The sequence below is a fragment of the Janthinobacterium sp. 344 genome, from assembly GCF_900112025.1.
Lineage (GTDB): Bacteria > Pseudomonadota > Gammaproteobacteria > Burkholderiales > Burkholderiaceae_D > Janthinobacterium.
In genome coordinates, this window is sequence record NZ_FOKL01000003.1 from 255,743 (window position 1) to 270,656 (window position 14,914).

General features: G+C 61.9%; 12 protein-coding genes. 4 read left to right on the forward strand and 8 right to left on the reverse strand.

All coding sequences use genetic code 11. From position 1 onward, the window contains the following. Positions 1-5: 5 nt before the first annotated feature. From BM193_RS10755 to cyoA, 7 genes are all read right to left on the reverse strand, one after another. Positions 6-542 carry a response regulator transcription factor gene (locus tag BM193_RS10755; protein ID WP_076568590.1) on the reverse strand — a complete coding sequence of 179 codons (537 nt, stop codon included), beginning with the start codon at positions 540-542 and terminating at the stop codon, positions 6-8. Beyond that, on the reverse strand, positions 532-1,881 hold the full coding sequence (locus BM193_RS10760) for an ATP-binding protein (protein ID WP_092797722.1): 1,350 nt from the start codon (positions 1,879-1,881) through the stop codon (positions 532-534). The genes BM193_RS10755 and BM193_RS10760 overlap by 11 nt, the downstream gene beginning before the upstream one ends. Next, the gene (locus BM193_RS10765) at positions 1,865-2,707 is read right to left on the reverse strand and encodes an SURF1 family protein (protein WP_092797723.1); all 843 of its coding nucleotides are present in this window, start codon (positions 2,705-2,707) and stop codon (positions 1,865-1,867) included. The genes BM193_RS10760 and BM193_RS10765 overlap by 17 nt, the downstream gene beginning before the upstream one ends. Continuing rightward, positions 2,704-3,090: a cytochrome o ubiquinol oxidase subunit IV gene (gene cyoD, locus BM193_RS10770; protein WP_092797724.1), complete on the reverse strand. Its 387-nt coding sequence runs from the start codon at positions 3,088-3,090 to the stop codon at positions 2,704-2,706. Before cyoD ends, BM193_RS10765 begins: the two co-directional genes overlap by 4 nt. Beyond that, positions 3,087-3,725 carry a cytochrome o ubiquinol oxidase subunit III gene (gene cyoC, locus BM193_RS10775; RefSeq protein WP_092797725.1) on the reverse strand — a complete coding sequence of 213 codons (639 nt, stop codon included), beginning with the start codon at positions 3,723-3,725 and terminating at the stop codon, positions 3,087-3,089. The genes cyoD and cyoC overlap by 4 nt, the downstream gene beginning before the upstream one ends. Then, positions 3,718-5,721 carry a cytochrome o ubiquinol oxidase subunit I gene (cyoB, locus tag BM193_RS10780; RefSeq protein WP_092797726.1) on the reverse strand — a complete coding sequence of 668 codons (2,004 nt, stop codon included), beginning with the start codon at positions 5,719-5,721 and terminating at the stop codon, positions 3,718-3,720. Before cyoB ends, cyoC begins: the two co-directional genes overlap by 8 nt. A 90-nt stretch (positions 5,722-5,811) precedes the next feature. Continuing rightward, positions 5,812-6,795 carry a ubiquinol oxidase subunit II gene (gene cyoA / locus BM193_RS10785; RefSeq protein ID WP_254786049.1) on the reverse strand — a complete coding sequence of 328 codons (984 nt, stop codon included), beginning with the start codon at positions 6,793-6,795 and terminating at the stop codon, positions 5,812-5,814. 217 nt (positions 6,796-7,012) lie between these two features. Between cyoA and BM193_RS10790 the strand changes: the two genes are divergently transcribed. Beyond that, on the forward strand, positions 7,013-8,359 hold the full coding sequence (locus BM193_RS10790) for an MFS transporter (protein ID WP_092797728.1): 1,347 nt from the start codon (positions 7,013-7,015) through the stop codon (positions 8,357-8,359). Between the two features lie 145 nt (positions 8,360-8,504). On the opposite strand, the gene BM193_RS10795 is transcribed toward BM193_RS10790, so the two are convergent. Next, the gene (locus BM193_RS10795) at positions 8,505-8,957 is read right to left on the reverse strand and encodes an Hsp20/alpha crystallin family protein (protein ID WP_092797729.1); all 453 of its coding nucleotides are present in this window, start codon (positions 8,955-8,957) and stop codon (positions 8,505-8,507) included. 327 nt (positions 8,958-9,284) lie between these two features. Here BM193_RS10795 and BM193_RS10800 point away from each other — a divergent pair, with 327 nt between their 5' ends. Genes BM193_RS10800 through BM193_RS10810 form a run of 3 tightly spaced genes read left to right on the forward strand, consistent with a single transcriptional unit; the run spans position 9,285 to position 14,911 of the window. Then, positions 9,285-12,794, forward strand: a complete 3,510-nt coding sequence (locus BM193_RS10800; protein WP_092797730.1) for a response regulator — start codon at positions 9,285-9,287, stop codon at positions 12,792-12,794. 51 nt (positions 12,795-12,845) lie between these two features. Then, a complete protein-coding gene (locus tag BM193_RS10805; RefSeq protein WP_092797731.1) occupies positions 12,846-13,724 on the forward strand; it encodes a CheR family methyltransferase in 879 nt (292 codons plus the stop codon). Next, positions 13,721-14,911, forward strand: coding sequence for a hybrid sensor histidine kinase/response regulator (locus tag BM193_RS10810; protein WP_092797732.1), 1,191 nt, complete (start codon positions 13,721-13,723; stop codon positions 14,909-14,911). The genes BM193_RS10805 and BM193_RS10810 overlap by 4 nt, the downstream gene beginning before the upstream one ends. Positions 14,912-14,914 lie beyond the last annotated feature (3 nt).

Sequence of the window (14,914 nt, forward strand, 5' to 3'; positions counted from 1 at the left end):
GGCGTCTACTTCACCCGCTGCTTTTCCAGCTTGCGCGCCAACGTGCGCCGGTGCATGCCCAGGCGGCGGGCCGTTTCCGAGATATTAAAATCCGTCTCGGCCAGCATTTCGTGGATGCGTTCCCATTCCAGGGTCTTGATGTTGGTGGCGCGGTTGGTCAGTTCGATGTCGGCGTTGCCGGCCACGTGGCCGAAGGCCGCCTCGATGTCGTCCGTGTTGGACGGTTTCGCCAGGTACTGGCAGGCGCCCAGTTTGATGGCTTCGACGGCCGTGCCGATGCTGGCGTAGCCCGTCAGCACGACGATCAGCATCTCCGGGTCGTGCTGGTGCAGCATCTGCACGCAGGCCAGGCCCGAGGTGTTGCCATTGAGCTTCAGGTCGACGACGGCGTAGTCGGGGCAATGCTGCTCCAGCAAGGCGCTGGCCTCGTCGAAATTCGTGGCCAGGATGACCTGGTAGCCGCGCCGTTCGAACGAGCGGCCCAGGGTGCGGGCAAACGCGGCATCGTCTTCCACGATCAGTAACAGACGCTCATCCTGCATGGTGGTCGCTTTCTCTTTCCAGTTTGATGGCCGCCAGCGGCAAGGCCAGGTGCACCACCGCCCCGCCCTGCACCCGGTTGCGTGCCGTCACCGTACCACCCAAGGTACGCGCGACATTCACCACCAGGAACAGGCCCAGGCCGCCGCCGGGCTTGCCCTTGCTGCTTTGATACGGCTTGCCCAGGTGCGTCAGCATCGACGGTTCGAAGCCGGGGCCCGCATCGGTAATGACCAGGTGCAAGGCATCCGCTTCGCGCGTGGCTTCGAAGCGCAGCCAGTCGGGCGACGCTTCCAACGCATTGTCGAGCACGTTGCAAATGGTTTGTTTCAGGGTCGAATCGAAGACCACGGGCACGTCGTGCTCGATGCGGTTATCGTACTCGAAATCGTGGATCGGGCGGCTGCTGCGCCACTCGTCGACCAGGTCGTTGAGGAAGGTGTTAATCGTCGTTTTCACGGACGATTCGCCGCGCGCCTCGCCTGCCGACAACAGAATGCCGCTGACGATGCTCTTGCAGCGCTGCAATTGCGCCTGCATTTCCGTGATTTCTTCCAGCAATTCGCTGTTCTTGCTCAATTCGGGCATGCGGCGCCAGTCGCCGAGGATGACGGACAAGGTTGCCAGCGGCGTGCCCAGTTCGTGCGCGGCGCCCGAGGCCAGCAAGCCCATGCGGATGATGTGCTCCTCTTCCGCCGCGCGCTGGCGCAGGTCGGCCACCTTGGCGTCGCCGGCGCGCTGGTTGCGGTTGATGCGCGTAATAAAGACCACCAGCAAGGCCGCGTTGAGGATGAAACAGATCAGCAAGCCCTGCACGTACAGGCTGGAAAAGCCCCGCTCGGGGTCGATCGGCAGGATCAGGGGGCCGGGCAGCAAGGCCAGGCCGGCCAGGCACAGGCTGGTGATGGCCACCATGATCCACGTCGACCACACTTCCAGCAGCACGGCGCTGAGGATGACTTGTAACAGGTACAGGAAGGCGAACGGGTTGCTGATGCCGCCGCTCAGGTAGAGCTGGGCCGTCAGCACGGTCACGTCGACCAGCAGGGCGAGGAACAGGGCCGTGTTGGACACGGGCTGGCGTTCGTGCCAGCGCAGCAGACTGGCTAAATTAAAAGCGATGAGGCAGGACAGCACTTCGAGCATGTAGGGCACGGGCAAGGCGATGCCCAGTCCCACGCCCACGCCGAAGATCGTGCTGATCTGGCCGATCACGGCCAGCCAGCGCAGCTGGATCAGCAGCTTCATGTTCTGGTGGCCGGCCGGATGTTCCATCTCGGCCGCCACCGCACCGCGTTCCAGCACTTCGCGGTTGGGCAGGATCTCAATCCTGCCCGGCATGATCGCTTTCTTGGGTACTGTTGCCGCCGGCACGGCGCGCGCGGCGGCGCTTGTCTTCGCGCGCGAGCCACCAGCTGATGCCCGCCACCATCAAGGCCAGCGCGAACCAGGTCAGCGCATACACGAGGTGGCTGTTGTGGAACGAGACCACGGTCAGGCCGCCGACGGGGGCGTCCTCGGCCGTTTCGGATTTTGCTTGTGCATCGACAAAATATGGCGCCACATTGCTGAGCATGTGCGAGGCGCCGATGGCGGCCACGTCGCGCGAATACCAGTGCTGCGTGGCAGGACTGTTTTCGCGCAGGAAGCCGCCGCCCGTCTCGCTGATGCGCAGCAAGCCCTCGACCTGCACGATGCCGGCCGGCGTGCTGGCGCCGATGCCGGCGCGCTTGGGCACGAAGCCGCGGTTGATGAGCACGGTGCTGCCGTCGGCCAGGCGCAAAGGCGTCATCAGCCAGTAACCGCTGCCCAGTGCCGTCGTTGCCTGCACCAGGGTATTGAATAGGGGGAGATACGTACCGGAAAGTCGCACATGGCGGTACTCATCCGTTTGTGGCGTCATGCTGGCCCAGGCTGCGGGTCCAGGTGCGTCCGTTGCGGGCGCATGTACGCGTTGTTCGACGCGCTCGATCAGGTCAAGCTTCCAGAAGAGGCGCTTGACTTGCCAGGTGCCCAGGGCACAGAAACCGGCAAACAAGATCCCCGCCAGCAAGGCCAGTGCAATTTTTGAATACTGCACGGCCATGCCGCGTGGGCCTGGCGCGGCATCTTGCGATGCGGCGCCAGGGGCGCGCCCGGTGTTGCTAGGGCGCGTAGGACTCATCATGGAGCCGTTTTCGTATGCATGTACTCAGGCATCAGATCCGGCATCATGTTGTGGTTCATGTGGTACATGACCCACAGGGAACCGGCCATGGCGATGCCCACGATCATGATCGTGAAGATCAGCGCCATCATGTTCCAGCCGCCTTCCGACTTGGTGTTCATGTGCAGGAAGTACACCATGTGCACCACCACTTGAACGGCCGCGAACGCCAGCAGGACGAGGCCCATGGTGCCCGAGTTGGTGATGGCTTTCGTCATCACCAGCCAGAAAGGAATGGCCGTCAGGATCACCGACAGGATAAAACCGATGGCGTAGCTTTTCAGGCTGCCATGGTCGTGCTGGTCATGGTGGTGGCTATCGCCGTGTGTGTGGTGGTCGCTCATGGCAGCACTCCCATCAGGTAGACAAAGGTGAAGACGCCGATCCAGATGACGTCCAGGAAGTGCCAGAACAGCGACAGGCACATCATGCGGCGGCCGTTTTCCGGGGTCAGGCCATGCTTGTTCAACTGGAACATCAGGGTCACGAGCCAGATCACGCCGAACGTCACGTGCAAGCCGTGGGTACCGACCAGGGCGAAGAACGAGGACAGGAACGCGCTGCGCTGCGGACCGGCGCCTTCGTGGATCAGGTGCATGAATTCATACATTTCCAGCGACAGGAAGGCCAGGCCGAACAGGCCCGTGATGGCCAGCCAGACCAGGGTGCTGCGCAATTGCTTGCGCTGCATGGCCAGCATGGCGAAGCCATACGTGATCGACGACAACAGCAGCATGGCCGTGTTGACGGCGACCAGCGGCAGGTCGAACAGCGCGGCGCCCGTCGGGCCGTCCGCGTAGCTGCGGCCCAGCACCGCATAGGTGGCGAACAGACAGGCGAAGATCAGGCAATCGCTCATCAGGTAGAGCCAGAAACCCAGCAGGCTGCCGTTTTCCGGGTGGTGTTCGCGCACGAAGTAGCTGCGCGAGCTTGGTGCGGCGCCAGCGGCGCCGGTGTTATGGGCGATGGTATCAGACATGGCTGCTCAGCAATTTAGTATAAGCGTCTTCGGTACGGATGACTTCTTCCGCAGGGATGTAGTAATCGCGCTTGTAGTTAAAGGTATGGACGATGATGGCGACCATCATGACCACGAAGCCGACGCTGGCGACGAGCCACATTTGCCAGATCAGGCCGAAACCGACCACAGCGGAGAGTGCGGCGATCACGAAACCGGCCCAGGTGTTCTTCGGCATGTGGATCTTCGTGAAACCGGACGTCGGACGCTGGTAGCCGTGTTTCTTCATGTCAGTCCATGCATCGAGTTCATGCACTTGCGGCGTGAAGGCGAAATTATAGTCTGGCGGTGGCGACGAGGTCGCCCACTCCAGCGTACGGCCGCCCCATGGGTCGCCGGTGACGTCGCGCAGCGCGTGACGGTTGCGGAAACTCACATAGAACTGCATCAGCAGGGAGCCGATACCCAGGGCGATCGAGACGGCGCCAAACCAGGCGATGATGGTCCAGATTTGCAGCGATGGATCTTCAAAGTGGTTGACACGGCGGGTCACGCCCATCAGGCCCAGCACGTACAGCGGCATGAAGGCCAGGTAGAAGCCGACGAACCAGAACCAGAACGAGCATTTGCCCCAGAAGGTGTCAAGCTTGTAGCCGAACGCTTTCGGGAACCAGTAGTTGATCGCGGCAAACACGCCGAAGACCACGCCGCCGATAATCACGTTATGGAAGTGGGCGATCAGGAACAGGCTGTTGTGCAATACAAAGTCCGCTGGTGGTACGGCCAGCAAGACGCCGGTCATGCCGCCGATGGTGAAGGTGACCATGAAGCCGATCGTCCACAGCATCGGCAGTTCAAAGCGGATACGCCCGCGGTACATGGTAAACAGCCAGTTGAAGATCTTCGCGCCCGTCGGGATCGAGATGATCATCGTCGTGATGCCGAAGAAGGAGTTGACGCTGGCGCCAGAACCCATGGTGAAGAAGTGATGCAGCCATACCAGGTACGACAGGATCATGATGACGCAGGTGGCGTAGACCATCGACGCATAGCCGAACAGGCGCTTGCTGCTGAAGGTCGCAACGACTTCCGAGAACACGCCGAACAGCGGCAGGATCAGGATGTAGACCTCAGGGTGGCCCCAGATCCAGATCAGGTTGACGTACATCATGGCGTTGCCGCCCAGTTCCGTCGTGAAGAAGTTAAAGCCGGCGACGCGGTCCAGCGACAGCATGGCCAATACAGCCGTCAGCACCGGGAAGGCGGCGACGATCAGGATGTTGGTGCACAGTGCGGTCCAGGTGAAGACCGGCATTTTCATCCAGGTCATGCCCGGCGCGCGCATCTTGACGATGGTGGCGATCAGGTTGACACCGGACAATAGCGTCCCGACCCCGGCAATCTGCAGCGACCATATGTAATAGTCTACCCCCACGTCCGGACTGCCGACGATGCCCGACAGCGGCGGATAGGCCAGCCAGCCCGTGCGGGCGAATTCGCCGACGAACAGCGAGGCCATCACCAGGACGGCGCCCATGGTGGTCATCCAGAAGCTGAAGTTGTTCAGGAAAGGGAACGCCACGTCGCGCGCGCCGATTTGCAGCGGCACCACGTAGTTCATCAGGCCCGTGACGAACGGCATCGCGACGAAGAAGATCATGATCACGCCGTGGGCGGTGAAGATCTGGTCGTAGTGATGCGGCGGCAGGAAGCCGGCATTGTCGCCAAAGGCGATGGCTTGCTGGGTACGCATCATGAGCGCGTCGGCAAAGCCGCGCAGCAGCATGATCAGGCCCAGGATCATGTACATGATACCGATTTTTTTATGGTCGATACTGGTGATCCAGTCGCGCCACAGGGTACCCCAGACGCGGAAATACGTCAGCGCCGCAACGAGTGCGATGCCGCCCAGGGCAACCATCGCAAAGGTCGCCAGCAGGATAGGTTCGTGAAATGGAATTGCATCCCAAGTCAGACGGCCGAATATAAGCTTCGTCAGATCAATATGGTCTAGCATTGTTACTCTCAGAGAAAAAAGGGAGGCGCCAGGCAAGCGGCGCCAGTATCTGCAGCGCTAACACCCTGCGCTGCGGGATTCATGCAGTCGTTACTTGGCTTGAACGCCCTTTTCAACTACTGCATCGCTAGCGACTACTGCCGTTACGGCCGCTACCGGGCTATTTGCCACCGCCAGTTTGTATGGCTCGACCGGCGTCACGCACAGGGCGTCGGAAACGATGGTGCGGTTCAGGATTGCCTTGTACAGATCGCTAGGAACGGCGCTGTAATGACGCACCGGGTCGCGTTCGCTCGGCTGCGCCAGCGACAGGTAGTCGTCGCGGTTCAGCGCGCCGCCGCCGGCACGGGCCGTGGCCACCCACTTGTCGAAGTCCGCATCATTCACGCCATGGAACTTGAAGCGCATGCCCGAGAAACCGGCACCGCTGTAGTTGGCGGAAAAGCCCTTGTATTCACCAGGCTTGTTGATGACGGCATTGAGCTGCGTTTCCATGCCCGGCATGGCATAGATCTGACCTGCCAGTGCGGGGATGAAGAACGAGTTCATGACGGACGAGGCGGTGATCTTGAAGCGGATCGGACGATCGACGGGCGCGTACAGTTCATTCACGGAAGCGATGCCTTGCTCCGGGTAGATGAACAGCCATTTCCAGTCCAGCGCCACGACTTCGACGATCATCGGCTTGTGGCTGGCGGGAATCGGGCGGTTGGCGTCGATACGGCTCAATGGGCGGTACGGATCGAGGGTGTGGGTGCTGATCCAGGTCAGCAGGCCCAGCACGATGATGATCAGCAGGGGCGCGCCCCAGATAATCAGCTCGAGGCGAGTCGAGTGGTCCCAGTCCGGCTCGTATTTGGCCGCGGTGTTGTTTTTTCTATAGCGCCATGCGAACAGCAGGGTCAGGGCGATTACCGGAACGATAATCAACAGCATCAGCAATGTCGAGATGACAATCAGATTGCCTTGCTGAACTGCGATGTCTCCGGACGGATTCAGTACCACCGTATTGCAACCAGCCAACAATGCGAGAGGTAAAAGAAGCAGTCCGCGACGAACTTTTAATGAAAACATACAGGAAAGTCCAGTACAGGGGATGAAGATATGGTACTGTATTCTCACTGGAGCGCGTTGGCAATTGGACGTTTTGTCCTACCCCTTGCTCGGATTTTCACTCGGTACGTGAGGAGTATTCCTACGACTACCTGATGAATAGTCCTACTCCGGGCGTGAGACACCCGGGGTATGTTACGCGTTGGCCGAACTCGAAACTATATTGGAGACGATCATCATGTCCAGCACGCGCATACACAGCGGGGATGTACCCGCCGACTTTTCCCCCCACTCCCTGCGCGACGCACGCGGGGCCGGCACGGTCGAATCGCATATCGACCCCGGTGAGATCGCCGTCGGCGTGATTATCGGCCGCGCTTCCGAATACTTTGACTTCTTTGTCTACGCCATCGCCTCGGTGCTGGTATTTCCGCGCGTCTTCTTCCCGTTTGAAGAGCGCCTGGAGGGCACATTATATGCGTTCCTGATTTTCTCGTTCGCCTTCATCGCCCGGCCGTTCGGCACCGTGATCTTCATGGAGATCCAGCGCCGCATGGGGCGCAGCGCCAAGCTGACGTTCGCCCTCTTCCTGCTGGGCGTGTCGACGGCCGGCATCGCCTTCCTGCCGACCTACGCGCACCTGGGCTTTGCCGCCATCATCTGGCTGTCCGTGCTGCGCATCGGCCAGGGCGTGGCCCTGGGCGGCTCCTGGGATGGCCTGCCGTCGCTGCTGGCCCTGAACGCGCCGGAAAACAAGCGCGGCTGGTACGCCATGCTGGGCCAGCTGGGCGCGCCCGTCGGCTTCCTGATCGCCGCCGGCCTGTTCTGTTTCATGCTCGTGACCCTGACGGATGAGGAGTTTCTCGACTGGGGCTGGCGCTATCCTTTCTATGTCGCCTTCGCCATCAACGTGGTAGCCCTGTTTGCCCGCTTGCGCCTGGTATCGACGAATGAATATGCGCGCCTGCTGGACGAGCGCGAACTGCAGCCCGTGAGCGTGTTTGAAATGGGCCGCGGCCAGGGCCGCAACGTGCTGATCGGCGCCCTCGCCGCGCTGGCCAGCTACGCCCTGTTCCACCTGGTCACGGTGTTCCCGCTGTCGTGGATTTCCGTCTACCAGACGCGGTCGGCCTCGGACTTCCTGCAAATCCAGATGCTGGGCGCCGTGCTGGCCGCCATCGGCATCGTCATCTCGGGCTTGCTGGCAGACAAAGTGGGCCGCCGCACCACGCTGGGCGTGCTGGCCGTGCTGATCGCCATCTTCAGCGCCTTCGTGCCGACCCTGATGGGCGGCGGCAATACGGGCCAGGACGTGTTCATCCTGGTGGGCTTCAGCCTGCTGGGCCTGTCGTACGGCCAGGCGGCCGGCGCCGTGACGGCCAACTTCCCTGCCCGCTTCCGCTATACGGGCGCGGCGCTGACGTCCGACCTGGCCTGGCTGGTGGGTGCCGGTTTCGCCCCGCTGGTGGCGCTGGGCCTCTCGGCCAACTTCGGCCTGGCCTATGTCAGCTTCTACCTGCTGTCGGGCGCCGTCGCCTCGCTGGCCGCACTGAGCCTGAACCGGGCGCTGGAAATCCGCGACTGACATAGCGGTTAGTGAGCGTCGCGCAGCTGCAGTCACAAAGCGCCGGATTCGTCCGGCGCTTTTTTATTATCTATTTCAACCCCGGCTACGTCTGGCGCATGGTTGCATGGCCGCCCCGTCCTTCCCGTCTGATTACTCCGTCTGATTACTGTATCGCCAGCTGCTTGCCGCCCGTGCCCGCCTTTTTCGGCAAATCGAGCAGCAGCACGCCATCCTGGTAGCGGGCCTGGGCGCCGGCCTCGTCCACTTCATGCGGCAGCATGAAGCTGCGCGATTGCTGGCCGTACTCGCGTTCGCTGCGCACGACCTTGCCGCCGCCATCGCGCCTTACCCGTTCATCCTTGAGTTCAGCGCTGATGGAAACGCGGTTGCCGTCGATGGAGACGCGGATATCGTCCTTGCTGACGCCGGGGATGTCCGCCTGCACCAGATAGCTTTGCTCGGTTTCGGAAATGTCGATGCGGATGCGCGGCGCGGCGCCTTCGCGCAGGCGCAAGGCGGGCGCGAAGAAATCGTGCATCAAGTCCTCCATCTCGCTGAAGGGATCAAAACGTCCCAGCGGATGCAGCGCATCGCGGTGGATCAGGTGATTGGCCATGGTGTCCTCCTGGCTAGGCTGTTAAATCAAAGACCTGTTGAGTCAAAAACGCGGCAAAAGCGCGGTGGCACAAGCGGCGGCGAACTGGCTGCGCGATGCCACCATGCTGTATTTTAGGCCGCGAAGTCAGGCTTGACTTGACTTGCCTCAATGGTGAAGACCTTGACTTCCTGATAATGGGCTCTGTGTGCTGCCTCGCATTTAGCTGGTGCACAAGGCCGCAATCCCCTGCAAGGCTGCTATGCTAGCGCTCGCCACGCATGGCGCCCAGAATAACTTGCAATTCAGTTAAAATTGATTTTTTGTGACAGCACCTACCCCGGACCTATGAATACCAAGACACCGATCGACTCCTTCAGCTTTCGCCGCATCCTGGCGCGCAACGTCACCTTGCCGCTGGTCATCGGGGTCGTCACCGCCCTGGTCTTCGTTGGCCTGATCGCCTACCTGCTTTCCGCGCTGCGCTCGGTCGAGCATTCGGAGCGGGTCATCGGCAATGCGAACGAAGTCATGAAGTTGTCCGTCGACCTGGAAACGGGCATGCGCGGCTATCTGCTGACGGGCGATGAAACGTTCCTGGCGCCGTACAAATCCGGCAAGGCCAAGATCAGCGTTGAAATGAATACCTTGCTGGAACTGGTGCAGGATAGCCCCATCCAGGTGGACCGCTTGCGCCGCATCCGCGCGCTGCAGGGCCAGTGGCTGGAATACGCGGAAAGCGTGATCGGGCAGCGCCGCAACAACCAGGAATTCCTCGCGCGCGTGCGCCAGGGCGAAGGCAAGCTGGAGTTTGATGAAATCCGCCGCGAATTCCTCACCTTCCTGTCCATGGAACAGCGCTTGCGCCAGGAACGGGCCGACACGGCCGAGGGCCGCACCATGCTGGCCGTGGTGATCTTCCTGATTCTCAGCCTGGGCTTGTCCGGCATGCTGGCCTACCTGGGCCGGCGCGAACTGCTGCGCCTGTCCGACATCTACAATGAGGCGCTGGAGCAGCGCGGCAAGGATAACGACGTGCTGCAAGAGCAAGCCTGGCTGCGCATGGGCCAGACGGAACTGGCCGCGCACACGAGCGGCCAGCTGGCCCTGCCGCAACTGGGACGGCAAGTGCTCGATTTCCTCGCCAACCGCCTGGACGTGGCCGTCGCCACCCTGTATGTGACCGATGACGACGGCAGCCTGCGCCGCACGGCCGTGTACGGTTTCAACGGGGAAGGCGTGAAGGACAAGCAAGTGTTCAAGCTGGGCGAAGGCCTGGTGGGCGAGACGGCACGCGAGAAAAAGCTCAAGCACATCAAGCAAGTGCCCGAGAATTACCTGACGGTGACGTCGAGCCTGGGCCGCGGCGCGCCGCTGGAGCTGATTCTGACGCCCGTCAACAACGAAGGCGACGTGAATGGCGTGATCGAACTGGGCTTTACGCATCCCGTCAGCCAGCGCGCCAAGGAATTGCTGAACCTGATCGCGGCGAATGTCGGCACCTCGCTGGAAGCGGCCCTGTACCGCCAGCGCCTGCAAAACGTGCTGGAAGAAACGCAGCAATTGAATGAGGAGCTGGAAGTGCAGCAGGAAGAGCTGCGCACGGCCAATGAAGAACTGGGCGAGCAGTCGCGCGTGCTGGAGCAGTCGCAGGCGCACCTGGAAGAACAAAAGGCGGCGCTGGAGCAATCGAACGAGCAGCTGGCCGTGCAGGCGCTGTCGCTGGACCAGAAAAACATGGCCATCGGCCAGGCGCACGCCCAGCTCGAAGCGCGTGCCGAAGAGCTGCAGCGGGCCAGCCGCTACAAGTCCGAATTCCTGGCGAACATGTCGCACGAACTGCGCACGCCGTTGAACAGCTCGCTGATCCTGTCCAAGCTGCTGTCAGACAATAGCAGTGGCAACCTGACGCCGGAGCAAGTGACCTTTGCGCAAACCATTTATTCGGCCGGTAACGACTTATTAACCCTCATTAACGACATCCTCGACATTTCCAAGGTCGAGGCGGGCAAGCTGGAGCTGAACCCGGAAGCCGTGCCCTTCGATGAACTGCTGAGCAGCATGAGAATGCTGTTCGGCCCGCAGGCGCAGCAAAAGAAACTGGCCTTCAGCGTCAGCGTGGCGCCCGATGCGCCCGCCTCGTTCGTCAGCGACCGCCAGCGCCTCGAACAGATCCTGAAGAACCTGCTGTCGAACGCCATCAAGTTCACGGATGCGGGCACGGTCGCCCTGCACGTCGATACGGATGAGGCGGGCAACGTGCGCTTCCAGGTGCAGGATTCCGGCATCGGCATCGCCGACGACCAGCAGCAAAAGATATTTGATGCCTTCCACCAGGCCGACGGCACCACCAGCCGCCGCTATGGCGGCACGGGCCTGGGCCTGTCGATTTCACGCGACCTGGCAGCCTTGCTGGGCGGCACCATTGAACTGTCCAGCACGCCAGGCCAGGGCAGCACCTTCAGCCTGATACTGCCGCCGGCCATGCCGGAACGCGCCACGCCGGCCGCGCCGCCAGTGCCGCCAGCGGCGCCGTTCCAGCCGACGGCAAAGGCCGCCGCGCATGCGGCGCAGGCCGCCCCTGCCGCGCCAAAAGCCGCGCCCGCCGTCAAGCCCGTGCCGCTGCCCACCTTCCAGGATGACCGCGACAGCACGCCGCCAGGCAAGAGCGGCCAGCGTTCCGTGCTGGTGATCGAGGATGAACCATCGTTTGCCGGCATCCTGTTCGACCTGGCGCATGAAATGCAATACCGCTGCCTGGTGGCGCATGGCGCCGAGGAAGGCTTGCGCCTGGCGGAGGAATTCCTGCCCGACGCCATCCTGCTCGACATGGGCTTGCCGGACCGTCCCGGCTTGCTGGTCTTGCAGCAACTCAAGGAAAACCCGCTGACGCGCCATATCCCCGTGCACATCGTCTCCGGCAATGACCAGATCCAGGAAGCCATGCAGCTGGGCGCCATCGGCTACGCCACCAAGCCGCGCACGCGCGAGCAACTGAAAGAAGTGTTCCGCAAGCTCGAATCGAAGTTCACGCAGCAGATGAAGCGCATCCTGCTGGTCGAGGACGATGAACGCCAGCGCGAAAGCGTGGTCCACCTGATCAGCGACGACGACGTGGAAATCACGGCCGTGGCCTTGGGCGAACAGGCGCTGGAATTGCTCAAGACGCAGATTTTCGACTGCATGATCATCGACTTGAAGTTGCCCGACATCCAGGGCAACGAATTGCTCGAACGCATGGAACACGAGGAACTGTGCTCGTTCCCGCCCGTCATCGTCTACACGGGCCGCAACCTGAGCCGCGAGGAAGAGTCCGACCTGATGAAGTATTCGCGCTCGATCATCATCAAGGGCGCCCGTTCGCCCGAGCGCCTGCTGGACGAAGTCACCCTCTTCCTGCACAAGGTGGAGTCGGAGCTGTCGAGCGAGCGCCAGGGCATGCTGCAGCAGGTGCGCAGCCGCGAACGCGTGTTCGAAGGACGCAAGATCCTGCTGGTGGACGACGACGTGCGCAACATCTTCGCGCTGACGAATGCGCTGGAACAAAAAGGCGTGGTGGTGGAAATCGGCCGCAACGGCTTTGAAGCCATCAGCAAGCTCAATAGCGTGGATGATATCGACCTGGTCCTGATGGATGTCATGATGCCGGGCATGGATGGCCTGGAAGCGACGCGCCTGATTCGCGCCGATGGCCGCTACAACAAGCTGCCCATCATCGCCATCACGGCCAAGGCCATGAAGAACGACCAGGAAGAATGCCTGCAGGCGGGGGCGTCCGATTACCTGGCCAAGCCGATCGACCTGGACCGCCTGTATTCATTGCTGCGCGTGTGGATGCCAAAGATGGAACGCATGTGATGGCAGTTTTTTGATGAAACAAATGGAGTGGCAACACATGGAGCGCAACTGATGCCGACGCGCTACACGGACGCGCAACTGCAGGCGCTGATGGAGGCTCTCTATCAGCGCTACAGCTACGATTTCCGCGACTACACCCTGCCCTCGCAGCGGCGCCGCCTGAATCACGCGATCGAGCGTTTCCGCTGCGCGCATCTGGACGCCCTGCAGGAACTGGTGCTGGGCGACCCGGCCGCGTTCGGCGAATTGCTGCAGATTTTGACCGTGCCCGTCACGCAAATGTTCCGCGACCCGGCGTTTTTCCGCGCCTTGCGCGAGCAGGTGGTGCCCGTGCTGAAAACCTATCCGTCGCCCACGATCTGGGTGGCCGGCTGCTGCACGGGCGAGGAAGCGCTGTCGCTGGCCATCGTGCTGCACGAGGAAGGCTTGCTGGAGCGCAGCCGCATTTATGCCACCGATATCAATCCGCAAGCGCTGGCCACGGCGGCCAGCGGCGTGTATCCGCTGCACCGCCTGGCGGAATATGGCGACAATTACGTGGCCGCCGGCGGCATGGGCCAGCTCAGCGAGTATTACACGGTCGAGCACGCCACCGTGCGCTTCCAGCAGCGCCTGCTCGACAAGATCAATTTTTCCGACCACAGCCTGGCAACGGACAGTGTCTTTGTCGAAACGCAATTAATTTGCTGCCGCAACGTCCTGATTTATTTCAACAAGACCTTGCAGGAGCGGGCCCTGGGACTGTTCCACGAATCGCTGTGCCACCGAGGCTTCCTGGGGCTGGGCAGCAAGGAAAGCGTGCAGTTCACGCGCTTTGCCAGCGACTTCGAGCCATTGCCGGGGCCGGAAAAACTCTACCGCAAGCGTGCGCCATCGCGCGCCGCATCCTACTACGCTGGACGGCAAGGTTTTGCCAGGAATGAAACATGATGAATGAAACAAGCACCAAACTGCTGATCGTCGACGACTTGCCGGAAAACTTGCGCGCGCTCAATGCGCTGATCCGCGAGAGCGACCGCAGCGTCTACCAGGCGTCGTCCGGCGAAGAAGCGCTGGCCTTGCTGTTGGAACACGATTTCGCGCTGGCCATCCTCGACGTGCAAATGCCGGAAATGGATGGCTTTGAACTGGCGCAATTGATGCGCGGCACGGAAAAGACACGCCACATTCCCATCGTCTTCGTCACGGCGGCCGGCAAGGAAATGAATTTCGCCTTCCAGGGCTATGAAAGCGGTGCCGTCGACTTCCTGCACAAGCCGCTCGACATCAATGCCGTGCAAAGCAAGGTCAACGTCTTCGTGGCCCTGCACCAGCAGCGCAGCGAAACGCGGCGCCAGGTGCAGGCGCTGGAATACAGCCGCCAGCAGCAGGAAGCACTGCTGAAGGAGTTGCGCGCCACCCAGGCCGAGCTGCAGCGTTCGCTGCGCCTGCGCGACGAGTTCATGTCGATGGTGGCGCACGAATTGCGCACGCCCTTGAATACGCTGTTCCTCGAAACCCAGATGCGCACCGTCAACCTGGAACGGGGCAACCTGGCCGCCTTCGAGCCGGACAAGCTGGGCAAGATGGTGGCGCGCGACGGCCGGCAGATCCGCAGCATGGTGCGCCTGATCGACGACATGCTCGACGTCTCGCGCATCAGCAGCGGCAAGCTGTCGATCCGCCGCGAAGCCGTTGACCTGACGACCCTGGTGCGCCGCGTGGCCGACGACCTGACGCCGTACGCGGCCGCCACCGGCAGCGTGCTGGAAGTGCTGGCCTTCGAACCGATCAACGGCTACTGGGACGCTTTCCGCGTCGAGCAGATTGTTGTCAACCTGATCAGCAACGCCGTGCGCTATGGCCAGGGCCAGCCCGTGGAAATCAGCCTGGGCCAGACGCAGAACAGCGCCGTCATCGAAGTGCGCGACCATGGCATCGGCATCAATGCACGCGACCAGGAACGCATCTTCGACGCCTTCGAGCGCGTCATGCACCAGGACCGCACGGGCGGCCTGGGCCTGGGCCTGTTCATCACCAAGCAGCTGGTGGACGCGCACGGCGGCGCCATCACCCTGCAAAGCCAGCCCGGCAATGGCGCCCTGTTCAGCGTCACCCTGCCGCTGGCCGGCAGCTGAGGC

What these genes read in the sequence shown, in the direction of transcription:
- BM193_RS10765 (WP_092797723.1), bottom strand. Translation starts at nt 2,707, where the DNA reads ATGATGAGTCCTACGCGCCCTAGCAACACCGGGCGCGCCCCTGGCGCC.
- cyoB (WP_092797726.1), bottom strand. Translation starts at nt 5,721, where the DNA reads ATGCTAGACCATATTGATCTGACGAAGCTTATATTCGGCCGTCTGACT.
- BM193_RS10760 (WP_092797722.1), bottom strand. Translation starts at nt 1,881, where the DNA reads ATGCCGGGCAGGATTGAGATCCTGCCCAACCGCGAAGTGCTGGAACGC.
- cyoC (WP_092797725.1), bottom strand. Translation starts at nt 3,725, where the DNA reads ATGTCTGATACCATCGCCCATAACACCGGCGCCGCTGGCGCCGCACCA.
- BM193_RS10755 (WP_076568590.1), bottom strand. Translation starts at nt 542, where the DNA reads ATGCAGGATGAGCGTCTGTTACTGATCGTGGAAGACGATGCCGCGTTT.
- cyoD (WP_092797724.1), bottom strand. Translation starts at nt 3,090, where the DNA reads ATGAGCGACCACCACACACACGGCGATAGCCACCACCATGACCAGCAC.
- BM193_RS10800 (WP_092797730.1), top strand. Translation starts at nt 9,285, where the DNA reads ATGAATACCAAGACACCGATCGACTCCTTCAGCTTTCGCCGCATCCTG.
- BM193_RS10805 (WP_092797731.1), top strand. Translation starts at nt 12,846, where the DNA reads ATGCCGACGCGCTACACGGACGCGCAACTGCAGGCGCTGATGGAGGCT.
- cyoA (WP_254786049.1), bottom strand. Translation starts at nt 6,795, where the DNA reads ATGTTTTCATTAAAAGTTCGTCGCGGACTGCTTCTTTTACCTCTCGCA.
- BM193_RS10790 (WP_092797728.1), top strand. Translation starts at nt 7,013, where the DNA reads ATGTCCAGCACGCGCATACACAGCGGGGATGTACCCGCCGACTTTTCC.
- BM193_RS10810 (WP_092797732.1), top strand. Translation starts at nt 13,721, where the DNA reads ATGATGAATGAAACAAGCACCAAACTGCTGATCGTCGACGACTTGCCG.
- BM193_RS10795 (WP_092797729.1), bottom strand. Translation starts at nt 8,957, where the DNA reads ATGGCCAATCACCTGATCCACCGCGATGCGCTGCATCCGCTGGGACGT.